The organism is Prosthecobacter sp. SYSU 5D2 (assembly GCF_039655865.1).
Taxonomy (GTDB): domain Bacteria; phylum Verrucomicrobiota; class Verrucomicrobiia; order Verrucomicrobiales; family Verrucomicrobiaceae; genus Prosthecobacter.
Genome location: NZ_JBBYXL010000010.1, coordinates 105,872 through 127,888, shown reverse-complemented (window position 1 = coordinate 127,888; position 22,017 = coordinate 105,872). Strand labels below are relative to the sequence as shown.

The following is a 22,017-nucleotide window of genomic DNA, read 5'->3' as shown; positions in this document are numbered from 1 at the left end:
AACTGCCAGATTAACTTAATCTAACCAAAATATGAATCTCCGCAGAGTTTTAAAACTTTCTGGGCTAATTTTTCTTCTGGGAGCCTGTACCGCCCCAGTTTCGGCACCCAGCGCAGGCGTCCAGCTCAGCGCCGCCCAGTTGCAGCGGGTGGGACAGCGTATCTGGCAGAACGAATGCGCAGGCACCGTCGCCGGCCTGACCAGCTGGAATGCTGGCGAGGCCTTCGCCTCCCTGGGCATCGGCCATTTCATTTGGTATCCGGCCGGGAAAAGAGGCCCGTTTGAAGAAAGCTTCCCGCCCCTCGCCGCCTTCCTGCAATCACGTGGCGTGGCCATGCCTGCCTGGACCCAGGGCCCATGCCCCTGGCCCAGAAAGGCCGCCTTTGAGGCGGACAAAAACGGTCCCCGCCAGACGGAACTGCGCAGCACCCTTTCCAAAACCGTCGGCCTGCAGACGGAATTCATCATCGCCCGCCTGCAGCGTGCCCTGCCGAAAATGAAGGCCAGCAGCAAAAAGCCCAGTCTGGTTCAGGCTCACTTCGATGCTCTCCTGGCCACCCCGGAGGGAGCGTTCTGCCTCATTGATTACGTCAATTTCAAAGGTGAGGGCACCGCCCCTACGGAGCGCTATAACGGCCAGGGCTGGGGCCTCCTGCAAGTCCTGGAAGGCATGAAGCAGCCAACCCCGGCCGGTTTTGCCGAATCCGCCAAAGCCGTCCTCTCGCGCCGCGTACAAAATGCTCCCGCTGCGCGCAAAGAACAGCGCTGGCTCGCTGGCTGGCATAACCGCTGCGACGGGTACAAGCGGAAGCTGTGAGATTCTTACACTTCGTAGCACCGAAATCCTGAGTCGTTGGGCGTCTGCCCCCTCACTTCAGCGCATCCGCCACCGCAGGCTCCAGTTCCCGGGAGCCATCGCCGCCCAGTTTTTCATCCAGGGCCTCCAGCCGGTGAATGAGATCCGCAATGTGCTTGCGCGGATACATGCCCCCGGCAGGCTGGCAGAAATGGGTGCGGCAGCCAAAAGGCCGGTGGGCATAGATGGTGCAGCGCCCTTCCTTGCCCAGCAGCGGGCAGGCGCCGTCCGGATGGGGCTTGATGACTTTGCGCCCGCTCGCGCGCACTCCCTGGGCGGCATACAGCGCCTCCCCCAAAGTTAAAAACGGCGTCTTCCCCGTCAGCCGGAAATGGCAGCACTGGGTGCGCATCTGACAGTCGCGCTCCATCGGCCGCTTCTCCAGCTCCGCATACACGGCCTTCACCTCCTCGTAGGTGGCACGGAGGGCGGGATCAGGCTGCTTGCGGGCCACAGCAGGAATTATTCAGGCACGATGATCTGGTCATCCGGCTGCACCAGCACATCCACGGCAGGATTGCCGATGCCGTTGGAAAGATTATGAATGGTGGGTGCCCGCCCGGCACGCAGCAGCTTCACCTTTTTCATGCTGCCAAACGGGGTCGGCCCGCCAGCCGACATGATCGCGCGGGAAAGCGTCATCCCTTGTTGATAAGGCACCCCGCCAGGCTTGTTCACGCCTGTCACCGTCACCTGCCGCATCGTCGCATCCCCCACGCTGTCAATGGAAACCAGCACGTTTGGCCGGGTGTAGATCTCCCGGCTGATGTAGGTCTGCTCAATGGTGCGCTGAAGCGTCGAAGGTTTCAGACCGCTGGCCCGCACCTCACCGATGTGCAGCAGGTTGATGGTCCCCCCGTCACTGACCGTATAGACACCACGTATTTGCGGCACTTCGTTGTCCGGAATCGCCCCCACGGAAATGGTGATGCGGTCACCCGGACGAAGCGGAAGCTCGCCGTTTTGGGCATACGCACAAGGCAGCCCCACCGCCGCAGCGGCCAGGAGGGAAAGCAGTGTTTTCATAATCATGATCCAATATACACCCGTTTAAAAAAGATCGCCACGGGGAGTCTGCGAAGGTGCAGGGGATGCCTGGGCCACATGCCCCGGCTGGACCTGTTTTTTACGCTTTTCAGGTTTGCTGCCCGCCGGAGCCGCCGTGTTGTTAGGCGAGTAATAAGTGTAGTAGCTGGTGTAGTACTGGTACTGCGAGTCGCTGCGCAGATCCACATTGTTCAGCACCACGCCCAGGACCGTACCACCGACATTTTCCACCGTCTGCTTAACCCGCATCAGCATGTGACGGGGCAGCTTGCGATGCTGCACCACGATGAGTGTGAGATCCGCCTCATTGGAAAGCACCGATGCATCGCTGACCCCCAGAATGGGTGGTGAATCAATGAGCACTAGGTCGAATCGGCTTTTCGCATCGGCAATCAGCTCGGACATCCGCTGGGAGTTCAGCACTCCGGCACTGTCCGCCGGCAGCATGCCGCTGGGCAGGAAATACAGGTTATCCACCGGCGTGCGCACCACCACCTCCTCCAGCTGCACATTCGTGGTCAGATAATTGGTCAGGCCGACTGCGTTACTGACATCAAACAGAGTGTGCATGCGCGGACGGCGCAGATCCGCATCAATCAGCAGCACGCTGTAGCCTCCTTGCGCACAGACAAAGGCCAGGTTGCAAAGCGTGGTGGACTTCCCTTCCCCGGCACCGCCGCTGGTCACAGTGATGCAATTCGCATCCGGATTCCTTCTGTTAAACTCAATGTTAGTCCGCAAAATTCGGTAGGCCTCCGCATCCGGGTTAAAGCCGCTGGCACGATGCAAAACAGCCACGTCCTTGGGAATGACCGCCAGCACCGGCACACCCAGGAAACGCTCCACATCATCCAGGCTCTTCACCGACGTGTCCATGTACTCCAGGAAGAAGGCCAGCCCCACCCCGAGCATCAGCCCCAGCACCCCGCCCAGCGCGAGGTTCAGCGCCACATTGGGCTTGGCCGGCTTGCCCTCAGGCTCCGCCTTTGCATACAGGGTGGCGGGAGATTTCACCAGCTCCAGCCCGGCCTTGGTCTCAAAGTAGCTGGACTTGAGCTGCAGAAGCAGGTTCTCAATGTAGGCCACATCATCCACCGCCGTCTTGTAATCATTCTGTGCCGACTGCTGGTCGAACATCTCCGCCTTAGCATCCTCATTGGAATTTTTCAGGGCCTCATAACGCTTCTGCGCAAAGTCCAGCCGCGTCTGCAAGGCCGCCAGGTGCGCTTTGACCGCATCCAGGATGAGCTGTTTGGACAGGACGATCTGGCTGTCCACCCCCATCACCTCCGGGTGCTTACGTCCCCGCCCGGCATTCACCAGACCCTCACGTGTCACCTGCAGCTTGTTCAGCTCTGCCATCATGCTTGTGACATTGGTATTCTCCAGTTTCAGGCCCGATGCTCGCGAAACCAGTTCATCTCCCTCCAGCTTGCTGAGTTCCTCGATCTCTGCCCGCAGCGACTGCACCTCCAGATCCGCCTGCAGCAGCGCCTGCTCGCGCGTCATGACCATGGAATCCTCCGTCGTGCGCAGGTTCGCCCCGGGCGCGGTGGAATTCGTACCACTGGAAAACCACTCCCCGACAATGTTCCCCTTTTTCCGGGCTTCCTGCATTTTCAGCCGCGCCTGGTCCCGCAGCTGTTCCTGCTCGGATATCTGCTTGCCGAGCATGGCCAGGGCATCCTGCTTCTGCTTGGATTCCACCTCCACCCGGCGTGTCATGTAGCTCTGATAGACCGCATTGGCCACCTCCGCCGCCAGCACCGGATCCGGATCAAAAAACTCGATGACGACAAAATCCGAACGCACGCTCGACTGCGTGTCCAGATTGCCTTTCAATTTCGAGAGCGCCGCCTGCCGGTTGGGCAGCGCCCAGCGTTTTTGCAGATCCAGCTTCTCAATGACGGGATAAAGCGTTTCCGGCTTCGTGATGCTCTCAAACTCGTTCTTGATCACCACATCACTGGGGGCCATCATGTCTTCCGTGCTCCGCTGGAAGACATGCACCTTGTTCTGGATGCGCTCAATTTTCATCTCCACCCGCCCGCGATACTTGCGCGGCATGATGTAGGTGATGATGGCCGCCGTGGCGAAGACGAGGAGAAACGACAGGATGATCAGGCCAAAGCGGTTGCGGATGACCTGCCAGGAGTCCAGGGCCTGTTGCTGAAGTTCATTTCCATTTTCGCGCATAGCTGTGTTGATTATCTGGAAAAGTTAGAGAACCGGGATTTCATCAACCCGCCAGCGCCGACAAGAAAGCCGGGCGCTGGCGGGAGATTTGGGCTGTTGGCTGAAACTGATTAGAAGGAGGCGGTCACGCCCAGCGACACATTGTTGCGGCTGAATTCACGCAACGAGTCGTCCGACTGGAGGATGGAGTAGGTGTAGCGGGCGTCCAGAGAAAGGTTTTCCAGCATCTGGAAGGAGAGTCCTGTGGAAAGCAGGAGTGAATGCTCCGTGACATCCCTGCCGCCACCGCCATCGAAGGTGCTGTAGGCATACGAAGCACCTCCATTGATCCCGACTCGCTTGGTGATCTGGTGATTCACATTCAGGCCGGTGCGTACCGCATAGCGAGTGTCGAAACCGCCAATTTCAGCCGAATCATAGCCGACGGAGCCAAACCAGCGGGCTGTGGTCCTGCGGGCCACCAGGTAACTGGCTGCCACTTCTCCATATGGGGAGGTGTTTTCAGCGCGGTCAGATTTGAAGAATTCAGCACCCACACGGAATGATCCGGAAAAACGCTCGCTCCAGGCATGGTCCACACCCACCAGGGCGAAGTGGGAGGTGGAATTTACATCATCACGCTCAGCAAATTCGACGATCCGGTAACGGTATTCCGCAGCCAGGCTGGTCCGCTGCGTCAGCGCGTAGCTGAACTGCTGGGCTATCAGGACCGACAGCCGGTCTTCCAGGCCGGAGACCACATCGTCCTCATACGAAATCGCATCCACCGTCAACGATGTTGTCGTGGAGAAACGCTGGGACCATGCATAGCTGACATTGAAATTATTGAACCCGTAAAGATACTGTCCGTTATATAGCGTGGTGGACCCGCCCATCGCCACATTCGGCTCTGCTTCATACGTCAGGTAGAAATTATTGCTGATTTTCAGCCTTTGGTTTATCTGATGAGCAATGTTGAACGCGATCCGGGCATTGTAGAAGGTATCATCATAACGGGGAATGCCGTCAAGATAGTGGATGGCACCCAGATCAAGCCCGATGCTCCAGGGCGTCGTCGGATCTGCATCTGCGTACGTCAAACCGACTCCGCCCTGAATGTAATAGGAGTCGAAATCCTGCAAAAACGGCGACTGCACTTTGTAGCTCAGCGAGTCATAACCGCCACGGCCGGTGACGCTAAAGGTCAGGGGCTGATCCTCACCAAAATCACCCGAAAAATCCCGTACCGCTGTAAGCCCTTGAGAAAAAGCCGACGTAGCAAAAACGGCCAAAAAGGCCGTAACAATCATAGCATTGGGAATGCACATAGTCGGGGAGGGATGAGGTTTGAGGGTGGCTCAACAATGATTCCCGGTTTCAGGGCGTGCAAAAGCACGGGGAAGTTGGCTTGTCATAGCACTTGCGATACTTGGGATCACAAGGGACAAAGCCTGTTGGCGGCGGCTGGATCAGATACACCCCGCGAATGCTTGGGCTCATGATGAAATCTTCCTCAGCGGGGGCCACAATGGGCAGCGGGTTCTTGTCAGGATTCTTGCCGGAATCTGTAGGCTCATAAGAAGCCGTCGTCGTGGCGCTCACGCTGCTCATCGCCGCCGGTGACACCGCTGTCGCGCAGTCCATGATCACTCCGGACATTTTTGGGGCCACCGAAATGCCAGTCTGGACGATCTGGTTCACCATCGCGCTGTCAGCCTGGGAAGCAATGATTGCGGCCTTGATGATCTCGCAGGCGCAAGATTCATTGATCACAAGCGCATCTTCCACAATCATCAGAGCCTTTGAAGGATCATTCTGAATCGCCGTTGCAACATCCCGTGAAATATCATCACATCCGCCAGATTGTGCCTGGGCAAGAGGGGCAATAGCCGTGAAAGCCAGGCCAAGAAGGCAATGGATGAGGCTCAGAGCGCTGAAATGTCTCATGGCGAAAAGTTTCTGTCAGATTATTACAACTGGAGCGGGTAGTGGGAATCGAACCCACATGGCCAGCTTGGAAGGCTGGAACTTTACCACTAAGCTATACCCGCGATTGAAGTCATAATAACCTGCAAGATCTTAAGCTCGCAAGATATTTTTTAGAATTAACACAAAAACTTTTAAAATTTAGAAAAACTGATAAATGTGTTTTGCCAAATTTCAAAAAGACCTGCTTTTCATTCTTTGCCGAGTAATAGCAGGCCAGGAGCATCTGGCAAGGCTGAATTTGCAAGTTGTAACCCTTCCTCAAAAATCCGGTATCACTCATGATGACCTCATCCTGAAAAATCCAATTTGTTAACAAATCTTAAAAATATCTGTAAATTTTGTTGACGTTCGTTTCAAACTTTAGTTCAACCACAGTGTCAAAAGGCACGCCTTGAGACCGTGAATCCGGCCCGTTTCCGTATCGCATCAATTTGGCAGAAAAGTTGCTTTGAAAAAATGAGGAGAAAGTCAGTCATCCTTATGCTAAGCTGCCGACCCCCTGTTTTTCAGCAGGGCGTCAAGAAAAGCAAAACTGCACCGTATTTATATTTGTAATGTCTAACATGGAACTCGACGGAGGTATCAAGATCTACCTGCGGGAGATCGGCAAGACCGACTTGCTGACTCCTGATCAGGAGGTAGAACTCGCCGAACGCATCAAGCGCGGCGACCCGGAAGCGCGCTCACACATGATCCGCGCCAACCTCCGGCTGGTCGTTAAAATCGCCCAGGATTATGCCAACTATGGCCTGCCGCTGCTCGATCTGATCTCAGAAGGCAACATCGGCCTGATGAAGGCTGTGGAGCGCTTTGACCCTAACAAGGGCGGCAAGCTCTCCACGTATGCAGCCTGGTGGATCAAGCAGTCCATCAAGCGCGCGCTCGCCAACCAGTCAAAGACGATCCGCCTCCCGGTACACATGGTGGACAAGATCAGCAAGATGCGTCGCGTCGCGATGGCTATGTCTGAAGAGCTGGGACGCGAACCGACCGATGACGAACTGTCCGAAGAGATCGGCATTGACCGTGCCAAGCTCAGCCAGCTCAAGGTCGCCTCCATGCGCCCAGCCTCCCTGGACGCGCCTATCAGCGATGACGACAGCACCGAGTTTGGTGAAATCGTCGGCGATGAAAATGCCCAGACGCCATTCGATCTCCTCAGCCACAAAAACATGCATGGCCAGCTCGACGGCCTGCTGACCGTGCTGGACGAGCGCGAGCGCAAGATCATTGACGCACGCTTTGGCCTCGCCGGCCAGAAGCCCCGCACGCTTGAAGAAGTGGGCCAGGAATTCGGCGTTACGCGTGAGCGTATCCGCCAGCTTCAGAACATCGCCCTGCGCAAGCTGCGCCGTGCGCTGCAGAAGAAGGAAGACCCCATTCCGAAAGCTCTCCGCAACGCCGGCGCCAAGAAAAAGAAAAAGGCCGCCGCCGCTGAGGACAAGCTTCTCGGCTGATCGTTCCAGCTTACAAACGCATTCCCGAAAAGGCAGGCCGGCAATGGCCTGCCTTTTTTATTTATTGTTAGGCATCTCCTTCCTTCGGCAGGAGCGTCACTTTCTGCTTTTCCCACCCGCGCGGTTTCGGGATGCCCAGGCTGGTCCATTCCATACCCCCGTCCACCCAGTCCGCACGCCACTGCTCATAGGTGATCTCATCGTCGTCATCGCTCACGCCAAATTGAAAACCACAGGCCGGACAGATTTCATAGCTGGGACCGCCGGAAGCACTGCGGGGCAGTTCTTTCAACCTGGCATAACCACAGACAGGACAGAAATATGATGGCGTTTTCATAGACGGATCAAAAAGGCAGGCTTGAAGGTTGGATGAGACGGCCAGGCTGGCGCTGCCAATAAGAGGCGTTGCCCGGGCGGAAAAAAGTTTTGGTCCTGCCATCACGGCCATAGGCGGCAAAGGCCCGCGTCCTTGGATCGAAGATCCTGAGCGTCGCATCACTGTCATCCCATTTCATCGGCACCTCACCGGCGCGGGCCCGTTGTAGAAAGTGCCAGGCCTGCGCTGCATAATCCTCCATGGAGCGACTGTGAAAATCCGGCCCGTGTCTTTCAAAATGATCCCGCAATGTCTCCATGCGCCCCCACGTCTGCTGAGTCGGCGGAGCACGCGGCTGCGCCTGCGTGGCGGCAGGACTGGCCGCCGGTTTTTCATCCGGCGTGAAAAAACCTTTCACCTTGTCCAGCACGGAAGAGCGCGCCGGAGCCGCCTGCGGCGGTGCTGGCGTGAGGGCTGCACTGCCGGTCTGAAAACTCCCTGTATGCAGCTTTTGCCGGGCACTGCCCAGGGTGAAGTGGTACGTCACATCCTTCTGCAGGTCCTTCAGCGTCACCTCATGAATCGCCGTCACCGGCCCTTCCACCTTTTGATCCGGCTTTCCTTCTGCACGTCCAAAGCTCACGCGTGTGCCACAAGCCACATCGGTCTTCCAGGTCAATGTGGCCTCCGTACCTACGACCCGAATCTGCGGCTCCCCCAGCAATTCCACCGCCAGCGCCAGCGGGCAGGCCCAGATCCAAACCAACATCCATAGCAGGCGTGTCATGCTCCCATTAAGACAGCCATCCGGCAGGCTGGCAAGAGCATCCGTTTTCACGATCTTACTTACAGGTTGTTTTCCTGCGAGCTGCAGCAGAAGATCATTTTCTCTCCACACCTCATGTCTGTTGCCGAGCCAGTCCTTCGCACCGCCCGGCGGTTTTGGCAGACCGCTCTGGACATGCTTTATCCCCGGGTCTGCCACGGCTGCCAGGATCCGCTGCCGGAGGATGCACCCCACCAAGGCAAGGCTGCCTGGTTTTGCGGTTCCTGTTGTGAGGAACTGGTTGAAATCCAGGCTCCCTATTGCTGCGTCTGCGGCGAGCCTTTTGACGGTGCGATGACGGAGGCATTCGTCTGCAAAAACTGTGCCGGCCGCCGTATCGCCTTCGATTTTGCCGTCGCCGGGTTCAAGGCTGACGGGCCCCTGCGGGAAATGATCCTCCAATTTAAATACGGACGTCAGCTCACCCTCCGCGCCGGACTGGCCGACATGCTTGCCGCCGCTCTCAGTGACCCGCGGCTGGCAGGGGAAGATCTCCGCCAGTGGCTGCTCGTTCCTGTGCCCCTGCACTGGACCCGCCAGTATTGGCGCGGTTTTAACCAGAGCTGGGAGCTCTGCCGCAGGCTTTCCGCCCACACTGGCATCCCCGCCGCCCAGATTCTGCGCCGCCATTCGCGTACCAGCCCCCAGGCCCGCCTGCACCGGAAAAAGCGGCTGCAAAACCTCAAACGCGCCTTTGCGCTCCGCAAACCCCGTCCCTGGCACACCCTTCCCCCTCTGCAAGGCAGGCGCATCCTGCTGGTGGATGACGTGCTGACCACGGGTGCCACAGCCCATGAATGCGCCAAAATTTTAAAGCAGGAGGCTGGAGCAGAAAAAGTGGTGGTGATTACCGTGGCGCGTGGTTAGTATCCGTTTCACGTCCGGTCACCTCCGGGCCTCTGTTCGGGTTGTGGAGCGTTTCCACAGCCGCTCCTGCGGTAGCCATCCGGGGATGAATGGAGCCCCCAGTCTTGACCGGTCTTCCGACAAACATCACATCATGGGATTTTTCAAAAAGCGCACTGTCAACGAACTGGGTGAAAAGAAGCAGGACATGCCTGAAGGGCTGTGGACCAAGTGTCCGTCCTGCAGCGAGAGCCTCTTTGAGCAGACCCTCGCCCGCAACCTCCGCGTCTGCACCAACTGCGGCTATCATTTCACCATCAGCAGCGGCGAACGCATCGCCAGCCTGGTGGATGAAGGCAGCTTTCAGGAAATGGACACGAATCTGGACTCCGTGGACGCCCTCGGTTTCAAAGGTTATGTGGACAAGGTCAAAGCCTATCAGAACAAGACTGGCCTAAAGGAAGCTGTTGTCACCGGCCGTGCCAATATCGAAGGCGTACCCGTCCTCCTGGCCATCATGGACTTCCGTTTCCTCGGAGCCAGCATGGGCAGCGTCGTTGGAGAGAAAATCACCCGCGCCATTGAGGCCGCCACCGCTGAGGGAAAAGCCGTCATCGTTTTTTCCGCCTCCGGCGGCGCACGCATGCACGAGGGCATTCTCAGCCTTATGCAGATGGCCAAGACCAGCGGTGCCCTGGCCCGCCATGCCGAGGCACGCCTCCCCTATTTTTCCGTCCTCACCCATCCCACCACCGGCGGTGTCACCGCCAGCTTCGCCACCCTGGGGGATGTCATCCTCGCCGAGCCCAAGTGCATGATCGGCTTCGCCGGCCCCCGCGTGGTCAAAGAGACCACCCATGCCGACCTGCCCCCAGGCTTCCAGACCGCCGAGTTCATGAAACAGCACGGCCTCGTGGACATGATCGTCGAGCGCAAAGACATGCGCTCCACCCTCGCCAACCTGCTCAAGTACACCAGCAAGGCAAAGTAGTTCAGTTGGGCCCCAACTGATTCTGACTTCCCCGTCTGTGAGTGCGCTGCACTACCAGCATGTCCACGCCCCTGCTCCATGACCGGCCCCACAATCCCGGTTGAATAAACCCGCTTTGGAAACAGTTTAAAAGCGTTCCCCGTATTCTCCCCATGAAAATGCTGAAACGCCCCCTGCTCCTCATCGCCCTGCTAGGCATGCTGAATCCGGCCCATGCCGAAGTTGAAGTGGATGTGGATGCCTTTGGCGAGAGCCTGGGCGGCTGGCTGGCGCGGAAAGGCAAGGCCGCCGAATACGAACTGTCCGAGGCCGGCTACCGCACCTATCAGCCCGAGGTCTCCCCTTCCCCGGATGGAGGCATCTTCGTCTCCGTCCGCATTGACCATCGCCGCGGCTTCTTCGCCTCCGATGACCACGCCAGCCTCGAGCTCAGCTTCGCCCCCAATGGCGACCTCGTCTCCGCCCAGAGCAGCCTCGCCCTCCAGGGCCGCACCATCAGCAGCGAGCTCATCAAAGGCGGTGCCTCCGCTTCCACCTCCGTCGCGGCCCCCCAGATCGAGCGCGCCGTCAAAGTCGGCACCGACCTCGTCGCCGACCTCTCCTCCAAGCTCCTCCGCGAAAAAATCGTCGAGCCCGGCCGCGTCTCCTTTCCCGCTGCCATCCGGCATAATTACAACCTGCTGTACAAGGCCGTGAAGATGAAGACGGAAGCTTCACCCGCCACCGTTTCCACTCCAACCCCCGACAGTCCGCCAGCCACCCCACCGTCTGCTTCGGCAACCGGCACTCCTTCCACCCCACCACCTGCAGCCGCAGCAGGCACATCCAACCCGGCAACCACCACCCCTCCCGCTTCATCCCCGGCTGAGATCGAAAAACCCGCTCCGCCCACTCCCGGTGCGACACCCCCTGCCACCGCCCCTGCCACCGCCCCTGCCACCGCCCCTGCCCTGACGCCCCCTGCACCCGCCTCCGGCACGCAAGCAGCCACCACCAGCCAAAAGAAACAGATCCCTCTTCCCGAGATCAAAGCCTATAACCCCAGCGGTGCCCCCAGCACCCCGCTGCCCGCCAAAAAGGAGCCCGAAAAAGAAAAATCCATCATCATGGAGCACGGGGGCGAAGTCTTGAAACTCGCCCGCGACGTGGTGAAAACATCGGCGCAGTAAAGCTAACGGGTGGCCCTGAAAGGTCATCAAGGCAGCGTAAGGCCACTCACTCCGGCAGCTCCTGGTCCTTCGTCTCCGGCAGGAAAGCCAGCACGACCAGCCCCACCAGGAACAGTCCGCCCATCATCGCCACCGCATCTGGCAGATCGGCCTTCGTCTTCACATAACCGGAGAGGATGAGCATCGGGGCTGCCAACAAACGGCCCGCATTGAAGCAGAAGCTGGATCCGGTTGAGCGCAGATGGTTCGGAAACAGCTCCGGGAAATAGATCGCGTAGCCCGAGTGGATGCTCAGGGTCACAAAGCCGAACAGCGGCAGCATGAAGAGCATCTGCCCATAACTTTGCGGCAGATAGCAGACCACCAGCACCATCAGGAAGCTCAGCACATGCATCAGCGCAAAAGTACGTTTTCTCCCCATCCGCGCGCACAGCGGCCCAAAGCTGAGCTGGCCCAGCCCCGCCCCCGCCACCTGGATGATACCGTAGGCAAACTTGGCTTTCTTCTCCGCATCCCCGCTTTCATAATTAAGCTTCTCCAGCAGCTCCCGCGTCAGGTCTTGCGTGGCCACGCACACGCCCCAAAAAGTGCCCAGCCCCACCGCCGCCAGCGCCATGCCCAGCAGCGCCCGCATGCGCCAGCGCGCATCGCCGAAGAGATCCGCATAGCTGCCCATGCGTTTACCGCTGGACCTGGCCTCCTCCCATTTCTCAGGCTCCTTCACGGAGCTACGCACCCACAGTGTCAGCAGCGCCGGCAGGATGCCGATCAGATACGCCAGCCGCCATTCATTCTCCACTCCTATGGATGTCAGCGTGGCCAGCCAGGTGCCCAGCACCCCTGTTGCATGAAAAATGCCTCCTGCATGGGTGCGTGCATGTTTGGGGAAAATCTCCGCCACCAGTGCGGCCGCCACCGCCCATTCACCACCCACCCCCATCGCCACCAGGAAGCGCAGGACCCCCACGTGCCACAGCTCCGTCGCAAAATAGGTTAGGCCTGAGAAGATGGAGTAAAACAGAATCGTCGCCACCATCACCGGCTTGCGCCCATACTTGTCCCCCAGCGATCCGAACAGCAACCCGCCAAACGTCCCCCCCGCCAGGAAGATCCCCAGGAAGATGTCCCCCCACTTCTTCGCCTCCGGGTCTCCCGGCCCCACGCCCAGCAGCTCCGAAAGCATCGCCCCGCGGGTCAGGTTGAAAAGTTGCCCTTCAAAAGCATCAAACACCCAGCCCAGGGAAGCCACAATCAGCACCAACCACTGGTAGCGTGTGACACCGGTGTACCATTTGGAGGAAGAGGAAGTCATGGGAGAAAAATCAAAAGTGCTCAGTTCACAGTGCGCTGTGCTCAGTCATAGGGCAGTCCGCTCCATCTGAGCACTTTCTTATTCATACCGGCATCGTCGTCCCCGGCACTGCCACCGGATACCAGCCATCCGCATCCGGCTTCACAGGCGGTTCCGTCTCCCAGGTCAGGTTATCCGGGACCAGAACTTCCTTGGAATTCATCGCCTGGTCCCAGGTGATCACCTGCCCCGTATAGGTTGCCATGCGGCCCATCACCCCCATCAACGTACTGTGGGCGGCGTATTCCGCATCGTTGCGCACCTTGCCCGTGCGGATGTTTTCAAAAAACGTGTCATGCTCAAGCTGATACGGATCTTCCTTGATCCGGCTCCGTTTGCCACCCGGCGGCTGGCCATTGATGGAAAATTTGCCACCGTTGCCCAGATCCGCCACGCCCTTGGTTCCATGGAAATGCTCACTCACCGAGCGCGCGCACTTGCCGCCGATCTGGCAGCACTGGCTCAGGATGCGCATGCCGTTTTCATATTCAAACTCCACCGTGTGATGGTCAAAGATCGTGCCGTTCTCACGCGCCTTGCGCACCTCCCGTCCACCTTGTCCCACCGCACGGATGGGCATCACGCCTTTCATCACCCAGTTGGCCACATCCAGGTTATGGCAGTGCTGCTCCAGGATATGGTCGCCGCTCATCCAGGTAAAAAAGTACCAGTTCCGAATCTGGTAATGCAGTTCGCTTTCCCCCGGCTCTCGCGGGAACCCCGGACGTGACGTCCCGTTCCAATACACCCGGCCATACACCAGGTCTCCAATCTCCCCGTCCTGGATTCGCTGGATCACATCCATGTAACCCGGATCATACCGGCGCTGGAAGCCCACGCACACATTCAGCTTCTTCTGCTTAGCCACCTCCGCCGCCGCCAGCACCCGCCGCACCCCAGCCGCATCCGTCGCCACCGGCTTTTCCATAAACACATGCTTCCCGGCCTTGATCGCCTCCTCAAACAAAAACGGCCTCGGCCCAGGCGGCGTGGTGATCAGCACCACATCCGCCAGTTCAAACGCCTTTTTGTAGTCTTCAAAATTCGTGAACACCTGCTCCGGCGGTACCGCGATCTGTCCCTCATGCTTCGTCATCAGGATGTCCAGTGCCGCCTGCGCCTTTCCTTCCAGCGGATCCACCAGCGCCACCAGTTTCACGGATGACCCCGCACTCAACGCCTGGTTGCAAGCCCCCGTCCCCCTCCCCCCGCACCCGATGAGAGCAATTTTAATGTCCCCGTCCGAAGGCGCAGCAAACGCATGGGTCGCCGCCGTCAGCGCAGCCGCAGAAGTCGTGGTGATAAAGTGGCGTCGTGTGGTCATGGTTAATGAGGGTAAAAAGATTGAGGGTAGAAAAATTTTCTCTAGACGGCCAGGGTTCGGAACTGGATATCGTGACGGTTCAGGTTGATCCAGTGGAGTGCCTTGAGTTTTGTCAGCGCAAGCAGTTTCATGAAACTGGTTTGCTGGGCTGCGAGCTTGGAAGACAACGCCGTTACCCGAAAAGCCTCACCCGGACTGCACATTTGAAAAAGCTGGCGGCCTAAGATTCGTCCATTGCGGATTAAAGGATGGCTTTGCATGGCAACTTCCGCACCGCCAAACCGATGGATCAAAATTTGGTTATACAGTGCCGTTTCAAGAAACAGCCCCAGGTCCTCAACAGCGGACAAAAAGCCCCGCCTGAGTTCATCCGGCCCACGCCACGCATGTTCGCTCACCGAATACCGGCACCGAGCCAGCCGCGTCATCGGGTTATTAACAAACCGTGACTCCACCGAGCTTGAAAGGAAATTTACAATCTTCCCATGAGCACAGTCCGTCATCAAAAGATAGTTCAGCGTCTGGCCTTCATGCTCTTCGGCGATTCCTTTGGCCACCTTCAGCTCATAAATGCCCCTGTCAGCCACCACCAGGTCTAACCGGTAGTCTTTCACGAATCCGCCATGCCTCACACGCACCAGAACCTCCGATTGCAATGGCCCCATCCCCTCCTCTTCAAGACGTGCCATCAGATCATTTCTGTAAATCTCCTCCGTGCAATGCCGGCCCAGTTCACCATGCGACGCAAACGCACAAGCCATCACCCGATAGTCCATCTGCTGAAACTCCTCACGTTCCAGTCTCGAAAATGGGATGGCACATTCCACAGGCATTAATAAAATCTTTTTACCCAGAATCTTTTTACCCTAAAACTTCAGCATCTCCCCCACCGGCAGCGGCCTGCCCTGGCGGATGGATTCCTCCGCCACCAGGCACAGCCCGGCGGACCACAGACCATCGAGGCCCGTCGCAATCGGGGCTTTTCCGGTGCGCACCATTTCCACGCATTGGGCGATCTCCTCGCGCAGTTCAAACACCTCGCCGCTGTGCTTTTCCATCTTCACATTCTCCAGGTTCTCGCCGTCGAAGACCTTCAGGAAATAACTCGGCTCCAGCGTGCGGTCCAGCGCTCCGCTCCAACCTGCCCACAGCGCCCCTTTCGTACCGCTCACCTTCACCGTCTGATGATGCTCAAAGGCGGCCAGCGTCTGCGAAACCACCCCATAACTGCCATTCGCATATTTAAACATTGCGCTGAAATTATCAAACAGCCCCGGGCGCTCCGCATCGCGGGAGTTGCCATAGGCATACAGCTCCACCGGATCGCCACTGCCCTCCAGATACCAGCGCGCCAGGTCAAAGAAATGAATCGGCTCCTCCAGCACCCAGCTCCCCACGCGCGCCGGATCATAACGCCAGCCGCTGGCCCCCTGGCGGTAAGGCTTTCTTGAAAGCTCCACCAGCACATACTGCGGGTCCCCGATGGTACCACGTTCGATGATCTTCTTGATCTCCCCCCACTGCGATGAAAGCCGCAATTCATGCCCCACCGCCAGATGGACGCCGTGCTCCTTCGCCGCCGCCACGATGGTTTTGCAATCCTCCAGCGTGATGGCCATCGGTTTCTCCAGCAGCACATGTTTGCCCCGGCTCATTGCCGCCACGGCGATCTCCCGATGCGTGTGGCTCGGCGTCGCAATGTCAATGATGTCAAACTCGGTCTGTGCGATCATTTCCATCGCATCGGCAAAGATCTGCGCCTGCGGATAAAGTGCCTGTGCCTCTGCTCGTGTAGCCTCCGAAGGCACCGAGATTGCCACCAGCTCCGCCTCCGGATTTCCGGCAATGGACTGGGCATGAAACTTCCCCCAGGCTCCAAAACCTGCGAGTACAAAGCGGACGGGCGAATTCATAAATATTAGTTAGGCAAAACGGGGCTGGTATTAAACAACGACTATCTCCCTCACCGGCGCGGGGCCGTGGTCAGCGGTGTCACCGGATCAGAAACGAGCCGACCCTGCACTTCATTCAACCGGCAGGTCGGCAATCGCGGCAGCACATGCTTCGCAAACAGATCACACTCATCCAGATGCGGATAACCACTCAGGATGAAAGCCCGGATGCCCATGTCCATGTAACGGTTCATCTTGGCCACCACCTGGTCAGGGTCGCCCACAATCGCGCTGCCGCAGCCGCTCCGCGCCAGGCCAATGCCGGACCAGACATGATCCTCGATAAAGAGGTCCTTGCTCTGCGCCCGCAGCTCATCCTGGCGCAGCACACCCGCACTCTGGCTGTCCAGGGACTTTTTCCTGATCTCCTGCCCCTTTTCCAGATCCAGCTTGGAAATCAGCCGGTCAGCCGCCGCCCTGGCCTCCGCCTCCGTCTCCCGCACGATCACGTGAATGCGCAGGCCGAAGTCAATCTTGCGCCCATAGCCCGCCGCCTTTTCAGACATGCCCCGCATCGTCTCCGCCAGCCGGTCCTCCGTCTCCGGCCACATCAAAAACACATCGCAGTGCTTCGCGCACAGGTCCTGCGCCAGCGGGGAAATGCCGCCAAAATAAAGCAGCGGCCCGCCATTCTGCTGATACGGCTTTGCAGGGTCGCAGGTCGGCAGGCTGAAGTTGTAAAACTCACCCTTCCATTCCATGGGCCCGTCCGTCGCCCACAGCTTCTGCAGGATCTGGATAATCTCGCTGCTGCGCGCATAGCGCACCTCATTGCTCTCCTTCATCCCCGGCATGTCGGAGGAGATGATGTTGATGCACAACCTGCCTTTGGCGATGTGGTCCGCTGTCGCTATGGCCCGCGCCAGCATCGGCGGCCACACCTCTCCCATGCGCAGCGCCACCAGCTGGTTGATCTGCTTCGTCTGCGGAGCCATTGCCGAGGCAAAGCTCAGCGCATCCTGCCCCACGATCCATCCAGATGGCAAAAGAATGTTTTGAAACCCGTGTGCATCCGCCTTTTCCACGATGTCGCCGCAGTGTTCATAGCTGCTTCGAAGATCCCCGTCATACACACCCAGGTATTCATAGTCATCGCCACAAAGGGCCGAAAACCAGGCAATTTCAGCCTGCCTTTGTTCAGTGCGCAAGACGGGGGGAGTCATGGTCAGATAAGAGGGTAGAAAAGGTTAAAACGAAACGGCTGAATTATTTTTTCAATATTGGATTAAATCTCCGTTCTCCCCTCCCGCAGTGCCCATGTCCGCGTCAGGTGGCAGGCCGCGCGCATCTGCTTCTCAAAGCGGGCCAGCTCCGGCCCCTCCAGTTTCAGTGACTGGTCCTCCCCATACGAGCCCGGGGAAAGATAGAGAAACTGCGGCACAATCACGCAGCCATGGTCCACCATCAGCGAGTTCGCCAAAGGCAGCGGAGCCAGGTAGGACCGGTCACCGCCCGCATTCGCCACCAGGCTCACCACCTTGTCCTTCCAGCCGTTGTTGGTCAGTTCAACAAAGCTCTTCGCGGCCGCGTTTGGCTGATAGTTGTACACCGGAAAGCACAGTACAATGAGCTGCGCCGCCTGCACCCGTCGCGTCATCGCCTGCACCGCCTCATCGGCATAGCAGGAGGCTCCGTCACACTGCGGCAGCGGCTCCGCCGCCAGGTCCGCGAGATCCACCGACATCCCATGCTCTTCCAGGCTGGCCTTGACGGCATGTGCCCCAGTCAGCGTTTTGCTGCCGGGCTTGAGGGCGGTGGAGACAACGAGGGCTTGCATCAGCAAAAGGGATTAATTATTCCAATATTGCAATATGTGACTGGACACCCGCGATTAACAAGCGCAAAAATTGTCCCTTCTGGATAAAAACAGCATGACCCCTCGCACCCAGGATCCTCACGTGGCCATCATCGGCGGCGGTTTCAGCGGCCTCATGACTGCCGTCAATCTGGCCCGCCTCAACACCCGCCCGCTGAATATCACCCTGGTCCATTCGGCGGGGGCAGCCGGACGCGTTGTCGCTTACTCCACTGTGCGCCCGGAGCATCTGCTGAACGTCGCCGCCCGCAACATGTCCGCCCTGCCGGACCAGCCGGACCACCTGCTCCAGTGGCTGCGCACGCGCTCGGATTTCGATGCCGTGCCTGATCATGAACTGCGCGAGCGCTTCATCCCCCGCCAGGTCTATGGGGACTATTTGCGCTCCCTTTTGCATCACCATCTCCAGGCAGCCGGAAGCATGACGCCCGTCACCACCAGCTTCATCGCCGGGGAAGCAGTGGATATCGAAAACACCGGCGACAGCACAACCATCCACCTGGCCGATGGCCGCCAGATCCCCGCTGACCGCATCGTCCTGGCCTGCGGCAATGAAGCCCCCGCCGGTCTCCCGGGCGCAGAGACCTTGCAGGACCACCCAGCCTGGACTGGCAATCCCTGGCTGCCCTGGCACCAGCGCCTCCCTGCCCAGGGCGGCAGCATCGTCATCCTGGGCACGGGCCTCACCACCGTAGATGCCCTCATCACCCTGCGCACCCTCGGCTGGCAGGGCAGCATCCACGCCGTCTCCCGCCACGGCTGGCTGCCGCACGCCCACTTTCGCGGCATTGAGTATCCGGACTTCCCGCCACCCGATGTGGATCTCGCTACCCTTGGCCTGGAAAAACTCCTCGCCCTCATGGAGCAGCACTGCGCCCGGCTGCGCGAACTCGGGGCCAATCCCGCCATCATTGTGGACCGCCTCCGGCCCCACACCCAGCGCATCTGGGAAAACTTCACCCCTGCGGAGCGCACCACCTTTCTCCGCCAGCATGCCGCCCGCTGGAATGTCCTCCGCCATCGCATCGCCCCGGATATCCATGCGCAGATCACGAGCGCCCAGCTCACCGGCCAGCTTCAAGTCCACGCCGCCGGCATCACCCGCGTCGCCGCCTCCGGCAGCCAGATCGCCGTACATCTTCAGAATGGCAGGCAGCTCCTGGGGGACCTCGTGCTCAATGCCACCGGCCCGCACATCCGCTTCAGCGCCACCACCTCCCCCCTTCTGCAAAATCTCCTCCGCCGTGGCCTCATCTCCCCGGACCCCATGGACATGGGCATCCACACGGAAAATGTTCACACCGTCCTTTCCCCCTCCGGCACGCCTTCCCCCTGGCTGCTCGCCCTCGGTCCCCTTCTGCGCGGCACCCTTTGGGAGAGCATCGCCGTGCCGGAACTGCGCGTGCAAGCCCGCCGTGTGGCCGAACTGATCCTGGGCCAGCGCCCTGCGGACGATGCACTGCCCGTCATGATGGAATACATGATCTAGCCCGTTGTCATTTCAGCCTTGTCCGATCCCGCCCCACCGGCCAATGATTCAGGATTCGCCCGCTATGAGAAGCTCTGAAGAAATCCGTGGAAACCTCGCCGCTGCCGCGCTTCTCATCCGCAGCGGCCAGGCCGCCTCCCGCCGCACGCTGGCGGACCTCATGCGCATGTCCCCCACCACGGCCGGCTTTTATGTGGACCACCTCATCCGCTCCGGCCACCTGTGTGAATCGGGCCTGGAGCAGGGAAAAATGGGCCGTCCCAAGCGCTCCCTCAGCCTCGTGGCAGAGGCAGGCTGGTTCGCCGGCATCGAGTTCAATGCGGAGCGCATCCAGATCGCCAGTGTGGACTTTTCCGGCCAGCTCATCACCAGCCAGTCATACCCGCTGCTTGCGGATGCCACCGCCGCCCAGGTCATGTCACGGATCGCCACCCTCATCACCGCCATGGACCGCAAGACCCCCGGCCCCCTTCTCGGCATCGGCGTCGGCGCACCCGGCGTGGTGGATCCGCTTCGTGGTTTGGGCCTGGAGTATGCATTCCTCACCGGCTGGAAAAACGTGCCCATCAGCTCCCGGCTCGCCACCCGGTTCAAAGTCCCCGTCACGCTGGAAAACAACCTCCGCACCATCGCCCTGGCCGAACGCTGGTTCGGCGGCGGCCGCCAGTTGGAGGATTACGTCATCCTCGGCCCGCGCAGCGGATTCGGCATCGCCATCATGAACCAGGGCCGCCTCCTCCGGGGCAGCCATCATGCCGCCGGGGAGATCGGCCGCTGGCCCTGGTCGCCAGGCCAGCCCGGCGGAGAAGTGCATGATGCCCTCACCGCCCCCGCCGTCTGGCGAAGGCTCTCTGGAGCTTCCCCACGCACCCGTCAGCCGGCGGATCTCCACACCGCCCTCCAGGTCTTCTCCTCAGAAACTGGCCCCGTCTGGCAGCAAATCATTACCGATTACGCCTGCATCATCGGCCAGCTTCATCTCCTTCTGGATGCCCAGGCCTACTTCCTCCACGGCCCCCTCACCGCCCTCGGCAGCCGGTTTTGCCAGGACATCTCCGCCGCCACCGTCCGCCTCATGCCCGCCCTCCGTTCCATCCCCCCCCAGATCCTCCCCTCCAGCCTTGGGGATGAAGCCGGGGCCCTCGGTGCCTCCAGCCTCGCGATGGAAAAATGGAAACCGGATGCCGAAAAATAATGTCGGATCCGACTCTTCGAATGCAAAATTAGTTTCGCATTTCTGAGAGATAGGCCACTTAATAGGGCCATTCATGCGCACCAAGCCTGCTGACCAATCTTCCCTGCTCGCCACGATCCTGCTTCAATTGCGCGGGCAGCACGCCACTTCCCGCAGCACTCTGGCCAAGGTCACCCACCTCTCCCCTTCCACCGTCGGCATCTATGTGGACCACCTTATCGCTCTCGGATATGTCATCGAAGGCGGTCTGGAGCAGGGAAAAATGGGCCGCCCCCAGCGCAGGCTCAGCCTGGTGCAAAATGCGGGCTGGTTCGCCGGGGTGGAATTCAATGCGGAGCGCATCCAGGCAGTCCGGGTGGATTTTGCGGGTAAAAAAGACCTTTCCATTCACCGGCCGCTCCCGCCTGAGGCCAATACCCGCATGGTGCTTGATGAAATCAAACAGGCCGTCGTGGAACTCAGCCAGTCCGCCCCTGGCAAGCTCTTGTCCATGGGCGTCGGTGTGCCTGGACTGGTGAATCCCACCACCGGCGTGGCCATGCTGTATTCCTTTATTCCCGACTGGCGGGATGTCCCGCTGGTGGCAGACCTCAGGCAGGACTTCCCCGTCCACGTCACCATGGAAAACAACCTCCGCGCTGTCGCCCTCGCCGAGCGCTGGTTTGGCGGCGGCCGCGAGATGGATGATTACGTCATCCTTGGCCCCCGCCGCGGCCTCGGCATCGCCATCATGAAGAACGGCCAGCTTGTCCATGGCAGCCATCTCGCCGCCGGGGAGATCGGCCGCTGGCCCTGGCCCCTAAGTGGCAATGAAAAGGAACTGCACGATGTGCTCACCGCCCCCGCCGTCTGGCGCAGGCTCAGCGGCGCAGGCCCCCAGGCCCCGCTCCCCCCAGATCTCTGGTCCACCCTTCAGCTTTATGCAGGCTCCACCGGCCCGGAATGGAAAAAAGTCATTGCCGACTACGCCCGCGTCATGAGCCTGCTGCATCTCATCCTGGACTCCAAAGCCTACTTTCTCCATGGTCCCCTGACGGTCCTGGGCGAGCGTTTTTGCCAGGAAATCACTCAGCAGGTTCTCCAGCTCACCCCGGTGCTGCGCGGCATGCCCCCGGAGATCCTGCCTTCCACCCTCGGTGATGAAGCCGGTGCCCTCGGCGCTGCCAGCCTGGCCATGGAAGCCTGGACTCCTGAGTCCGGCACGATTAGATAAGCGCG

The 22,017-nt window shown here is 59.5% G+C and carries 21 protein-coding genes and 1 tRNA gene; 8 read left to right on the top strand and 14 right to left on the bottom strand.

The genetic code is table 11. The features are described 5' to 3' along the window. Positions 1-31: 31 nt before the first annotated feature. A complete protein-coding gene (locus tag WJU23_RS17605; RefSeq protein WP_346333920.1) occupies positions 32-817 on the top strand; it encodes a hypothetical protein in 786 nt (261 codons plus the stop codon). Positions 818-869: 52 nt separating this feature from the next. Here WJU23_RS17605 and WJU23_RS17600 read toward each other — a convergent pair whose 3' ends face one another. The 6 genes from WJU23_RS17600 to WJU23_RS17575 all read right to left on the bottom strand — a co-directional run bounded on the left by WJU23_RS17600 (position 870) and on the right by WJU23_RS17575 (position 6,129). Continuing rightward, entirely contained in the window at positions 870-1,310 is a 441-nt protein-coding gene (locus tag WJU23_RS17600) for a YkgJ family cysteine cluster protein (RefSeq protein WP_346333919.1), read from the bottom strand. An 8-nt stretch (positions 1,311-1,318) separates the two neighbouring features. Then, on the bottom strand, positions 1,319-1,882 hold the full coding sequence (locus WJU23_RS17595; RefSeq protein WP_346333918.1) for a polysaccharide biosynthesis/export family protein: 564 nt from the start codon (positions 1,880-1,882) through the stop codon (positions 1,319-1,321). Positions 1,883-1,906: 24 nt separating this feature from the next. Then, positions 1,907-4,099, bottom strand: coding sequence for a polysaccharide biosynthesis tyrosine autokinase (locus tag WJU23_RS17590; RefSeq protein ID WP_346333917.1), 2,193 nt, complete (start codon positions 4,097-4,099; stop codon positions 1,907-1,909). Positions 4,100-4,209: 110 nt separating this feature from the next. Continuing rightward, the gene (locus WJU23_RS17585) at positions 4,210-5,388 is read right to left on the bottom strand and encodes an outer membrane beta-barrel protein (protein WP_346333916.1); all 1,179 of its coding nucleotides are present in this window, start codon (positions 5,386-5,388) and stop codon (positions 4,210-4,212) included. Between the two features lie 67 nt (positions 5,389-5,455). Beyond that, positions 5,456-5,872: a hypothetical protein gene (locus WJU23_RS17580; RefSeq protein WP_346333915.1), complete on the bottom strand. Its 417-nt coding sequence runs from the start codon at positions 5,870-5,872 to the stop codon at positions 5,456-5,458. A gap of 183 nt (positions 5,873-6,055) precedes the next feature. Beyond that, positions 6,056-6,129 (bottom strand) — tRNA-Gly (locus tag WJU23_RS17575). A gap of 492 nt (positions 6,130-6,621) precedes the next feature. Between WJU23_RS17575 and WJU23_RS17570 the strand changes: the two genes are divergently transcribed. Further along, on the top strand, positions 6,622-7,524 hold the full coding sequence (locus WJU23_RS17570; protein ID WP_133793399.1) for an RNA polymerase sigma factor RpoD/SigA: 903 nt from the start codon (positions 6,622-6,624) through the stop codon (positions 7,522-7,524). A gap of 67 nt (positions 7,525-7,591) precedes the next feature. On the opposite strand, the gene WJU23_RS17565 is transcribed toward WJU23_RS17570, so the two are convergent. Both WJU23_RS17565 and WJU23_RS17560 read right to left on the bottom strand, forming a co-directional pair. After that, positions 7,592-7,861 (bottom strand): hypothetical protein, encoded by a 270-nt coding sequence (locus WJU23_RS17565; RefSeq protein ID WP_346333914.1) that lies wholly within the window; start codon positions 7,859-7,861, stop codon positions 7,592-7,594. A gap of 7 nt (positions 7,862-7,868) precedes the next feature. Continuing rightward, positions 7,869-8,627, bottom strand: coding sequence for a hypothetical protein (locus tag WJU23_RS17560; protein WP_346333913.1), 759 nt, complete (start codon positions 8,625-8,627; stop codon positions 7,869-7,871). Positions 8,628-8,741: 114 nt separating this feature from the next. Between WJU23_RS17560 and WJU23_RS17555 the strand changes: the two genes are divergently transcribed. From WJU23_RS17555 to WJU23_RS17545, 3 genes are all read left to right on the top strand, one after another. Further along, complete coding sequence (locus WJU23_RS17555; protein ID WP_346333912.1) at positions 8,742-9,533, top strand: ComF family protein; 792 nt, start codon at positions 8,742-8,744, stop codon at positions 9,531-9,533. A gap of 133 nt (positions 9,534-9,666) precedes the next feature. Beyond that, positions 9,667-10,503, top strand: coding sequence for an acetyl-CoA carboxylase, carboxyltransferase subunit beta (gene accD / locus WJU23_RS17550; RefSeq protein ID WP_346333911.1), 837 nt, complete (start codon positions 9,667-9,669; stop codon positions 10,501-10,503). Between the two features lie 152 nt (positions 10,504-10,655). After that, complete coding sequence (locus tag WJU23_RS17545) at positions 10,656-11,672, top strand: hypothetical protein (protein ID WP_346333910.1); 1,017 nt, start codon at positions 10,656-10,658, stop codon at positions 11,670-11,672. A gap of 46 nt (positions 11,673-11,718) precedes the next feature. Here WJU23_RS17545 and WJU23_RS17540 read toward each other — a convergent pair whose 3' ends face one another. The 6 genes from WJU23_RS17540 to WJU23_RS17515 form a co-directional block, all read right to left on the bottom strand. After that, the gene (locus WJU23_RS17540; protein ID WP_346333909.1) at positions 11,719-12,984 is read right to left on the bottom strand and encodes an MFS transporter; all 1,266 of its coding nucleotides are present in this window, start codon (positions 12,982-12,984) and stop codon (positions 11,719-11,721) included. Positions 12,985-13,066: 82 nt separating this feature from the next. Continuing rightward, on the bottom strand, positions 13,067-14,347 hold the full coding sequence (locus tag WJU23_RS17535) for a Gfo/Idh/MocA family oxidoreductase (RefSeq protein ID WP_346333908.1): 1,281 nt from the start codon (positions 14,345-14,347) through the stop codon (positions 13,067-13,069). A gap of 41 nt (positions 14,348-14,388) precedes the next feature. After that, on the bottom strand, positions 14,389-15,174 hold the full coding sequence (locus WJU23_RS17530) for a GxxExxY protein (RefSeq protein WP_346333907.1): 786 nt from the start codon (positions 15,172-15,174) through the stop codon (positions 14,389-14,391). A 39-nt stretch (positions 15,175-15,213) separates the two neighbouring features. Further along, positions 15,214-16,260, bottom strand: coding sequence for a Gfo/Idh/MocA family oxidoreductase (locus WJU23_RS17525; RefSeq protein WP_346333906.1), 1,047 nt, complete (start codon positions 16,258-16,260; stop codon positions 15,214-15,216). 50 nt (positions 16,261-16,310) lie between these two features. Further along, the gene (locus WJU23_RS17520; protein ID WP_346333905.1) at positions 16,311-17,462 is read right to left on the bottom strand and encodes an LLM class flavin-dependent oxidoreductase; all 1,152 of its coding nucleotides are present in this window, start codon (positions 17,460-17,462) and stop codon (positions 16,311-16,313) included. A 62-nt stretch (positions 17,463-17,524) separates the two neighbouring features. Beyond that, positions 17,525-18,076 carry an NAD(P)H-dependent oxidoreductase gene (locus tag WJU23_RS17515; protein ID WP_346333904.1) on the bottom strand — a complete coding sequence of 184 codons (552 nt, stop codon included), beginning with the start codon at positions 18,074-18,076 and terminating at the stop codon, positions 17,525-17,527. A 94-nt stretch (positions 18,077-18,170) separates the two neighbouring features. Here WJU23_RS17515 and WJU23_RS17510 point away from each other — a divergent pair, with 94 nt between their 5' ends. The 3 genes from WJU23_RS17510 (at position 18,171) to WJU23_RS17500 (ending at position 22,012) form a co-directional block, all read left to right on the top strand. Further along, positions 18,171-19,604, top strand: a complete 1,434-nt coding sequence (locus WJU23_RS17510; protein ID WP_346333903.1) for an FAD/NAD(P)-binding protein — start codon at positions 18,171-18,173, stop codon at positions 19,602-19,604. A gap of 64 nt (positions 19,605-19,668) precedes the next feature. After that, positions 19,669-20,799, top strand: coding sequence for an ROK family protein (locus tag WJU23_RS17505; RefSeq protein WP_346333902.1), 1,131 nt, complete (start codon positions 19,669-19,671; stop codon positions 20,797-20,799). Between the two features lie 73 nt (positions 20,800-20,872). Further along, positions 20,873-22,012: an ROK family protein gene (locus WJU23_RS17500; RefSeq protein ID WP_346333901.1), complete on the top strand. Its 1,140-nt coding sequence runs from the start codon at positions 20,873-20,875 to the stop codon at positions 22,010-22,012. Positions 22,013-22,017: the final 5 nt, after the last annotated feature.

What these genes read in the sequence shown, in the direction of transcription:
- WJU23_RS17605 (WP_346333920.1), top strand. Translation starts at nt 32, where the DNA reads ATGAATCTCCGCAGAGTTTTAAAACTTTCTGGGCTAATTTTTCTTCTG.
- WJU23_RS17595 (WP_346333918.1), bottom strand. Translation starts at nt 1,882, where the DNA reads ATGAAAACACTGCTTTCCCTCCTGGCCGCTGCGGCGGTGGGGCTGCCT.
- WJU23_RS17590 (WP_346333917.1), bottom strand. Translation starts at nt 4,099, where the DNA reads ATGCGCGAAAATGGAAATGAACTTCAGCAACAGGCCCTGGACTCCTGG.
- WJU23_RS17585 (WP_346333916.1), bottom strand. Translation starts at nt 5,388, where the DNA reads ATGATTGTTACGGCCTTTTTGGCCGTTTTTGCTACGTCGGCTTTTTCT.
- WJU23_RS17580 (WP_346333915.1), bottom strand. Translation starts at nt 5,872, where the DNA reads ATGATTGTGGAAGATGCGCTTGTGATCAATGAATCTTGCGCCTGCGAG.
- WJU23_RS17570 (WP_133793399.1), top strand. Translation starts at nt 6,622, where the DNA reads ATGTCTAACATGGAACTCGACGGAGGTATCAAGATCTACCTGCGGGAG.
- WJU23_RS17565 (WP_346333914.1), bottom strand. Translation starts at nt 7,861, where the DNA reads ATGAAAACGCCATCATATTTCTGTCCTGTCTGTGGTTATGCCAGGTTG.
- WJU23_RS17560 (WP_346333913.1), bottom strand. Translation starts at nt 8,627, where the DNA reads ATGACACGCCTGCTATGGATGTTGGTTTGGATCTGGGCCTGCCCGCTG.
- WJU23_RS17555 (WP_346333912.1), top strand. Translation starts at nt 8,742, where the DNA reads ATGTCTGTTGCCGAGCCAGTCCTTCGCACCGCCCGGCGGTTTTGGCAG.
- accD (WP_346333911.1), top strand. Translation starts at nt 9,667, where the DNA reads ATGGGATTTTTCAAAAAGCGCACTGTCAACGAACTGGGTGAAAAGAAG.
- WJU23_RS17545 (WP_346333910.1), top strand. Translation starts at nt 10,656, where the DNA reads ATGAAAATGCTGAAACGCCCCCTGCTCCTCATCGCCCTGCTAGGCATG.
- WJU23_RS17540 (WP_346333909.1), bottom strand. Translation starts at nt 12,984, where the DNA reads ATGACTTCCTCTTCCTCCAAATGGTACACCGGTGTCACACGCTACCAG.
- WJU23_RS17535 (WP_346333908.1), bottom strand. Translation starts at nt 14,347, where the DNA reads ATGACCACACGACGCCACTTTATCACCACGACTTCTGCGGCTGCGCTG.
- WJU23_RS17525 (WP_346333906.1), bottom strand. Translation starts at nt 16,260, where the DNA reads ATGAATTCGCCCGTCCGCTTTGTACTCGCAGGTTTTGGAGCCTGGGGG.
- WJU23_RS17520 (WP_346333905.1), bottom strand. Translation starts at nt 17,462, where the DNA reads ATGACTCCCCCCGTCTTGCGCACTGAACAAAGGCAGGCTGAAATTGCC.
- WJU23_RS17515 (WP_346333904.1), bottom strand. Translation starts at nt 18,076, where the DNA reads ATGCAAGCCCTCGTTGTCTCCACCGCCCTCAAGCCCGGCAGCAAAACG.
- WJU23_RS17510 (WP_346333903.1), top strand. Translation starts at nt 18,171, where the DNA reads ATGACCCCTCGCACCCAGGATCCTCACGTGGCCATCATCGGCGGCGGT.
- WJU23_RS17505 (WP_346333902.1), top strand. Translation starts at nt 19,669, where the DNA reads ATGAGAAGCTCTGAAGAAATCCGTGGAAACCTCGCCGCTGCCGCGCTT.
- WJU23_RS17500 (WP_346333901.1), top strand. Translation starts at nt 20,873, where the DNA reads ATGCGCACCAAGCCTGCTGACCAATCTTCCCTGCTCGCCACGATCCTG.